Below are 7258 nucleotides of genomic sequence, written 5' to 3' on the forward strand. Positions count from 1 at the left end.
GGGTGTTGTACATTACCAAATTATCACATCACAACGCTAAACACGGGGTGTACATGGCATATTTCAAAAATTATTCCGTATTTCATAACAAAACTGTTTGCCTAATATTTGGTAAATGTTATAGTTGAGTTAATGGATTGAGTAACCAGTAGTAACGTGGCAGGAGAGCCGAACCCTCCGTTCCCATTTTTAATCTAGTTTAAAATAAATCCATTTAAAAAGTGTTAAGCTGATAGCTCCCAACTACAGGAGTTTTAAAAATGCACATAAAAAAATCTAGCAAAAGTACTATCAAGCTTCTTAATAAAAGAACGTTGATTTTGGTTACTGGTGGTAATGGCAGCGGGAATGATCCTGGTGCAAAGACTAAAGCTGTGGTAGCTCCAGAAGTCCAATATTATGAAGGTTTGAAAAGCGATAATAAGAAGTAAGTTGAGTTGTAAACATGTTCCCAGATTACCTAAACAAGCTACATGAGATAAATACATGGATTTGGTTGATTTCAGTAATTGCACCATTGGTGATGTATTGTTTGAAAATCGGTTCTCGCTCTTACTACATAGCTTCGGCAGTCTGGGTTCTTTCTCAATTCTTGAACCTTAGAATCGAACCCTATTTAAATGAGATTGTCTCTGCATCGAGGGACAATCTAGTATTTTGGTACGGTACTTGGGCAACTTTAGATGTTTTGTGTATATTTGTGATCTACTACGCTCATATTAGACATAAAGCTTGTATCGGCTTCACATCTCTGAGTGTTATGTTTGCGTATTCAGCGTTGGGCCTCCTTCAAATAGCTCGATTCTTTGAGCTAGAAATTTTCGGCACACATCATTTAAGTACGTTATACACACTGGGAATTAATTCAGGGAATCTGGCGATAAGCTCGTTGATTGCTTTACCGTTAGTCGGTTATCTATGGGAATATAAACTAAAGCCAAGGAATCAAAATGTTTAGTCTGATATATTTTTCCGGTTTAATAATATTGAGCATAACAATTATTATGGCCTCAGTTAAGTTGCGAGGAGGTCCAAAAGACTACGTGAACAGTGATGCTTTTCAGGATGATGGACTGGGAAGCAAAGCTTATGTACTACTTAGACAAAGAAGAGATATTGACAGCATGAACGACCAATTTACAAAGTATATGGCGTTGGTTGAGTGGAAAGATGAGGCGGATGCCTTCAACATTCTTTGTGAGTCGAGTTATAAAAATACAAAACCATCAAACCTTATCGAGTTCAGCAAAAAAAAGTAGAGGGTTATTTTGAGCTTCTACTTTTTGTCTCTATTATCTCTGGCTGATAAACCTCTCCAATCTCTCGAAACAAACTAAACATTGCCATATTTACCAAAGATTCAACTTTCGCATCTGGTGACTTCGTCAGCAAGCCTAACTCAGCCGTATTGTATAAAAACGAAGTCAGAGCTTCTTGAATATTTTGCTTGCTAAAGCAAACAACTCCATCTTCTTGTGTCTGAGTACGTTTGCCTGTCACTAGATAGCCAACATCAAATCCTAACTTCGCGAGTTCAGTTAACTTGTCTGAAGGTATTGGGGTGCCACTTTCCCACCTGTAATAGGTGGATTTACCAACTTGAATAGAATCATAGACTTGCTTTTGTTGGAGACCTAGTCTCTCTCGTTCTTCAATTAATTTGTGGTTCATATATGGGAATTCATGTTGACAGGGTTCTCATGTGAACCCTATACTTAGCCTAACAATTAACTAAACCTTTTATTTTCACTCGCCAAAGTTCAGGTAAAAGGTTTACTCAAAAAGGTAATGTACTATGAAACCCTCCGAAATTAAACAAGCCATTGCAAATAAAGGCTATTCGCTTTCTATGGTCGCTGACGCATTGGAAGTAAACTTAGCCACCGTGTCTGGTGTGGTTTGCGGCCACACCCAATCTCGCCGAGTTGCATCTGCAATTTGTAAAATCATAAACAAGCCTATTGAAGTCGTTTTCCCAAACACAAGCTCCTATCACAGCCCCCGTGTGCTTCGAGGTGAAGACCGCAAGCAAGGTGTGGCACAGCTTCAACAGCTTTTGGCCTCGTAAGGGCTAAGTAACCACTTTACTAATAACTGAGTTACCGAACCCACAGGAGCTACACAATGCACATTATTAGCCCGTACATAGCACAACGCTATCAGCGCCAACAAAGCCGTGTTTTGTTGTTGGTACAAGCGATTAACCACCACTCTGCGCTCAATATGCGTATAGCGGCCAAGTTCAACAATAAGTTGGCGCAGTTCTTTAGCACTAGCCTCACACTGAGTAGCACTGGGTTTGTCGTCAATGCACAGCCACTCAAGCAAATTATTAAACTGGTAAGTAACAAAGTCGGTTTGCATGGTTTGATCTCCCGTTTACGTGATGATCAAATTCTAGCCAGCAAGATCATCCCTTGGGAAGTTCCAAAAACGCTTTCTTTTTGGAATGGCTTTTTTGCAACCCACAGTCTACCTGTAGGAGGCTGCTATGACTGCTAAACCAAAACGCCGCCAATGGAATCGAATTGTTGCTCGAAGCTTGCAGGAGTCGCTTCAGCTTTGTAAAGAGCACGCACAGGCTACACGCAACATGAGTGTGCCGCGAATCGCGGATAGAACCGGCGTGAGCACGGATATGCTTTATAAACACCTAGGCAACGGCGATATGCCAACCAGCTTATTGATTCCATATATGGCTGCCACAGGCCGAGAATACCCGCTGCAATACATGGCCCATAGCCTAGATAAGTTAATTGTGGATATGCCCAAAGGTAAAAAGCCGTGCATGCCTACGATTAACCATTTGAACCAGTTCGCTAACCAAGTAATTGGCATGGTGATGCAGCTAGAAGAAGGCAATGGTAACGCCCAGCATGTTGCCGACCAAATCGTATTGCTTATGCAAGATCTTGCCTACCACAAGCTCGAAGCTGAAAAGCTCGACGACCCGCAACAACCCTTAATTTAGGAGCAAATAGCATGACTATCAAAGACCAAGCTGCGCCTAAAAAACGGCAAATCGCTCAAAACGCAGCCATTTGGGTAGGCAAACAAATAGGTCAGCCAGTGCGCTTAATGAGCATGACAGAGCTGAAGCAGCTCGCAGCACAAGGAGAAAAACAATGAGCCTATTAACTGAACCAGTAGAGAGCTGTGAAGTGCAAGTTATCGACGGCAAACCAGCAGTAACCTGCCAATGCTGCAAGCACCAAGAGCGTGCGACCCAGCCAGGCGTTACCAAAGCAATGTGGCTTCACGCTGCAAACCATATTGGTTGGCGGCATGTTAAGAGCGAGGCATTTGATATTGATGTGGTGTGCCCTGAGTGCGTAAGCGCATTTAATAACCCCATCAAAAAGCCGCTGATGCCAAATAAGAGGGTAACAGCATGAAGCAATATATATCTGCGCAGGTGCAGCGAGTACTAACAACGATTGAGCTTATGGCTGGGCATGAAGTTGAGGGCGTTGAACCTAAACAGTTAGCTGCTGAGCTAAACACCAGTGCGGCTGATGTGACGCGCATTCTGGCTAATTTGGCCGAGGCCGGTTGGGCTGAACGTTTGCCGAGCAACGATAAGCGTTGGCGACTGCACAAAAAACCGGTGCAGTTGAGCAATACGGTGGATCACAACATGAAAACCGTACTGCGTAACCTGCAACTGGAATCCAACAACTACAGTATTTTGAGGTAGTTATGAGTGAAAAAGATATAACCCCGAGCATGGAGAAAGCGCTAATTGAGGGCAAAGATTTACTTGCTTCCAAGCAGGACGCCCTTTTACAGCTAGGTCAAATACAAGCTTTTAACTTTATAGGCAAATTGGTAACCGTTAGCGAATTAAAAATACTTCAACAAGTTAAAGAATCTAAATCTTTCAAAGGGTTAACATATAAAACCCCAGAGGGAAAAGTGCTAACTGTTAGCACTTGGGATGAGTGTTGCCAGTATTTAATTGGTATGAGTCGCCAAAGTGTTGACAATCGGTTACTAAACCTACAGCAATTTGGTGATGAGTTCTTCGAGCAAGCTCAACAAATGAAGCTTGGCTACCGTGACTTGCGGGCTTTGCGACAATTACCTGAAGAAGAGCAAGCGCACGTTATTGAGTCTGAGGCTGTTGAAACTGGCGATAAAGAAGCCGTTAAAGAGCTAATCGATGAACTCAAGGCTAAGCATGCCAAAGAAAAAAGTAAACTGAAGCAAGAGCTAGATGCCACTGAACGCATGCTCAAAGTCTCCCGAGACTCTTCATCCAAAAAAGAAGAAGAGATCATTAACCTCAAAACCGACCTAGAAAGCAAAAAGTTCTCTGCTGAACGCTGGAAAGGTGAAGCCAAAAGCTTTTTTGAAGCGTTGGCGAAAACCCAAAACCAAATCCGCGAGGGTTGCAATCAACTGTTAGTGCTTAGCGAGCAGCTAGAAACAGTGCAAATGGACGATAGAACCTACGACGCGGCCAAGTCAGCCTTTTACGCCGACAGCAAAATTTTACTAACTCAACTCGCCCATGTGTGGAATGAAATACACCGCACCTATGGCGATTTAGACGATGCGCGCCCCAGTGGCGAATGGCTGGCCGAAATGGGTTACGAGGCCACGGAGGTGATCGAATGAACGCATTATCTCTTGAGTATTGGGCAGAGCAGCTGAGTAATGCTGGCCACGGCCAAAAAGGCATTATCCGCGAAAAAGCCTGTGAGACCTTGGGCCTAAGTAAAGACGCATTATATCGCAAACTCAAAAAACTAGGCTGGCAAAGCGGCAAAGCCAAGCGCAGTGATGCGGGCACAACGGCAATGGACGATGAAGCCATCAGTATGTTGGTTTCTATTCTCAATCAAGGTGTGCGCGAGAATGGAAAGCGGATCATGGACATTACAACGGCTAAGTCGATTTTAGTTGCTAATGGCTATGACTGTTTAAGCACAAGCCAGATCAGTCGTGTACTAACTAAACGCAATGCCTCGGTAAATGCCCTAGACAAAGCAACACCGCATGTTCAAATGCGCAGCCTCGCGCCAAACCATGTGCATCAAGTCGACCCGTCTTATTGCTTGCTGTATTACCCACCTGGCAAAAAAGGCAAAGTGCAGCGCTACGCCAATGACTCTGAGTTTTATGCCAACAAGCCCGAGAACTTAGAGCGCATAAAGCACTTACGAGTGTGGCGCTATGTGTTGATTGACCATAACAGCGGGATGATCCGCGTGCGTTATTACGAGTCAGCAGGTGAAACGCAAGCCAATATGTTCGACTTTTTAATGTGGTGCTGGAAGCAGCATGAAGATTCGCCATTTATGGGCGTACCGCAAATACTGCTTTGGGATAAAGGCAGTGCCAACACGGGCAAAGCCATTACCAATGTGCTGGATGCGCTCAAAGTTAAAAACATACCCCATGAGGCTGGCAACCCCCGCGCTAAAGGGGCTGTGGAAGTGGCAAACAACATTGTTGAGAAGCAATTTGAAAGCCGTATTTTGTTTGAGCCGGTAAGCAGTGTAGACGAGCTGAACGAGTCGGTATGGGCATGGCAAGAAGCATTTAATGCCGACAAAGTACCAGGCATGAACTGCAAACACAGCCGCCACAAAAAGCCGCGCCTAGCAATGTGGCAAACCATTTACAAACCGCAAAACCGCCAGTACTTGCGCATGTTACCAGACGAACAAATATGCAGGCTGCTGCTTACTAAAAGTGGTGAAACCAGGCTCGTTAAAGGTGACTTAGAGATAACCTATGTTCACCCAAGAACGAAAACGAAACACCGCTATGACTTAAGCGAGCTTGAGCACGTTCGTAATGGCATCAAAGTTTCTGTGAGCCCAATCATCATTGGTGATACGCCTGATCTGCTGGTTGGAGTCAAAAACCCACTTGATGAAGAAGTGTTCCACCAAGTGCAGCCATTAGACGTTGCTGAAGATGGCTTTAGGTTAGACGCTCCTGTTATTGGAGAGCAACACATTACCAATGCCGATACGGCGACACAAACGGCAACTAAGAATGCTGACAGATTAGCGTTTCCAGATCTTAGTGATGCTGAAATTAAACAAGCTAAGAAGAAAAAGCTTGCGCCATTTGCCGGCACCTTGGTTGCCCATACCCACCTCAAAAATGTTGAACACGAAACCCGCATTGCACCAAAGGGTGAAACCATTGAGCCAGACCACGCGATTGCTAAGCAAGTCGCCGAAGCCCCACGCAAAGGCAAGGTGTTGGACTCGCTCGATTTACGCATGGTTGTAGCACAGCGTTTGGGTAGGCCGCTGCGCCCTAATGAAATCGACTGGCTAAGCAGCCAAGAAGTTGCTGAAACGGAGCTTTCAGCAGTTGTTGAACAGTTGCACCTAGGAATTGTGGAGACTCCAGTGCTGAAAATAGCGAGATAGCAGTTTGAAAATAACAAAGCTTAGCCATGTGTTTGAAGTACTGGGAGTTAAGCAAGCCCAAGTAGTAAAAGCATTAGCCGCTAAAGGGCTGACCTTTAGCAAAGCCAGTTTAAGCCGTGTAGCAACACAAGCCGACTGGCCAAAAACCTGTGATAGCAAAGCGATTAAAGCCGCCATTGCAGAGTATTTAGAAGAACTGGGCGCAACCAGTGAGCAATTAACCGATTTGTTTACCTGGTATGAGCCAAATAAAAATGCCCAACTCGAAGTTGAATATGAAGATCCGGAGCCTGAAATGCTAACAGCCAACGCAAAGAAGTTTTTTAAACTGCGTAGAGACCCTTTTGAAAACGAGATCACGTGTGAAGACGACCTATTTTTAGTGGATGCTCACCGCATTATTCTTGAAGACATGCTAACTGCTGCAAACGCAGGCAGCATGATAGCGCTTTATGGTGAGTGTGGAAGCGGTAAAACCATTATTCGCCGCACCTTTATTCACCAAGTGCAGCAAGATCATCCGGATGTGATTTTGATCCAACCGGCACGATTAGACCGCCGCAAGATGACCGCAGAGTCAATCTCTACCGCGATTTGTAGAGCGCTGCAAATCAAGCATAAACCAAGCGCTGAAGAGCGTGATGCCGCAATAGAAGAAGCATTAATTGAAAGCGCCAACAACGGCCATTTGCATTTAATGGTAATCGATGAGGCCCACGACCTAAGTGCCGATGTGATAAAGCTACTCAAGCGTATTTGGGAGTTAACCCACGGCTTTAGGCGCGTAATGGGCATTGTGTTAATTGGGCAGTCGGAACTTGCCAAAAAGCTAAGTGGCCAGCACGTGAGGGAGTTTAGCTGGC

At 44.6% G+C, this 7258-nt stretch carries 12 protein-coding genes; 11 read left to right on the top strand and 1 reads right to left on the bottom strand.

Annotation, left to right across the window (positions count from 1 at the left end; all coding sequences use genetic code 11):
- Window positions 1-260 precede the first annotated feature (260 nt).
- The gene (locus ACNKW2_RS17400; RefSeq protein ID WP_419149684.1) at window positions 261-431 is read left to right on the top strand and encodes a hypothetical protein; all 171 of its coding nucleotides are present in this window, start codon (window positions 261-263) and stop codon (window positions 429-431) included.
- A 519-nt stretch (window positions 432-950) separates the two neighbouring features.
- Window positions 951-1259: a hypothetical protein gene (locus ACNKW2_RS17405; RefSeq protein ID WP_419149685.1), complete on the top strand. Its 309-nt coding sequence runs from the start codon at window positions 951-953 to the stop codon at window positions 1257-1259.
- A gap of 4 nt (window positions 1260-1263) precedes the next feature.
- On the opposite strand, the gene ACNKW2_RS17410 is transcribed toward ACNKW2_RS17405, so the two are convergent.
- The gene (locus ACNKW2_RS17410; protein WP_419149686.1) at window positions 1264-1671 is read right to left on the bottom strand and encodes a helix-turn-helix domain-containing protein; all 408 of its coding nucleotides are present in this window, start codon (window positions 1669-1671) and stop codon (window positions 1264-1266) included.
- Between the two features lie 124 nt (window positions 1672-1795).
- Here ACNKW2_RS17410 and ACNKW2_RS17415 point away from each other — a divergent pair, with 124 nt between their 5' ends.
- The 9 genes from ACNKW2_RS17415 to ACNKW2_RS17455 all read left to right on the top strand — a co-directional run.
- Window positions 1796-2068 (top strand): helix-turn-helix domain-containing protein, encoded by a 273-nt coding sequence (locus ACNKW2_RS17415; protein WP_419149687.1) that lies wholly within the window; start codon window positions 1796-1798, stop codon window positions 2066-2068.
- Between the two features lie 56 nt (window positions 2069-2124).
- Window positions 2125-2502, top strand: a complete 378-nt coding sequence (locus ACNKW2_RS17420) for a hypothetical protein (protein WP_419149688.1) — start codon at window positions 2125-2127, stop codon at window positions 2500-2502.
- The gene (locus ACNKW2_RS17425) at window positions 2492-2971 is read left to right on the top strand and encodes a hypothetical protein (RefSeq protein WP_419149689.1); all 480 of its coding nucleotides are present in this window, start codon (window positions 2492-2494) and stop codon (window positions 2969-2971) included. Before ACNKW2_RS17420 ends, ACNKW2_RS17425 begins: the two co-directional genes overlap by 11 nt.
- Window positions 2972-2982: 11 nt before the next feature.
- A complete protein-coding gene (locus ACNKW2_RS17430; protein ID WP_419149690.1) occupies window positions 2983-3129 on the top strand; it encodes a hypothetical protein in 147 nt (48 codons plus the stop codon).
- Window positions 3126-3395, top strand: coding sequence for a hypothetical protein (locus ACNKW2_RS17435; RefSeq protein WP_419149691.1), 270 nt, complete (start codon window positions 3126-3128; stop codon window positions 3393-3395). Before ACNKW2_RS17430 ends, ACNKW2_RS17435 begins: the two co-directional genes overlap by 4 nt.
- The gene (locus ACNKW2_RS17440) at window positions 3392-3697 is read left to right on the top strand and encodes a MarR family transcriptional regulator (RefSeq protein ID WP_419149692.1); all 306 of its coding nucleotides are present in this window, start codon (window positions 3392-3394) and stop codon (window positions 3695-3697) included. The genes ACNKW2_RS17435 and ACNKW2_RS17440 overlap by 4 nt, the downstream gene beginning before the upstream one ends.
- Window positions 3698-3699: 2 nt before the next feature.
- Window positions 3700-4620 carry a hypothetical protein gene (locus ACNKW2_RS17445; RefSeq protein WP_419149693.1) on the top strand — a complete coding sequence of 307 codons (921 nt, stop codon included), beginning with the start codon at window positions 3700-3702 and terminating at the stop codon, window positions 4618-4620.
- Window positions 4617-6395: a hypothetical protein gene (locus tag ACNKW2_RS17450; protein WP_419149694.1), complete on the top strand. Its 1779-nt coding sequence runs from the start codon at window positions 4617-4619 to the stop codon at window positions 6393-6395. The genes ACNKW2_RS17445 and ACNKW2_RS17450 overlap by 4 nt, the downstream gene beginning before the upstream one ends.
- Window positions 6396-6399: 4 nt before the next feature.
- Window positions 6400-7258 (top strand): ExeA family protein (locus tag ACNKW2_RS17455; protein WP_419149695.1); only part of this gene is annotated, 859 nt, incomplete at its 3' end.

Origin of the sequence: Pseudoalteromonas 'SMAR', assembly GCF_048515945.1 — a bacterium.
In the GTDB taxonomy this organism is placed as follows: Bacteria; Pseudomonadota; Gammaproteobacteria; order Enterobacterales; family Alteromonadaceae; genus Pseudoalteromonas.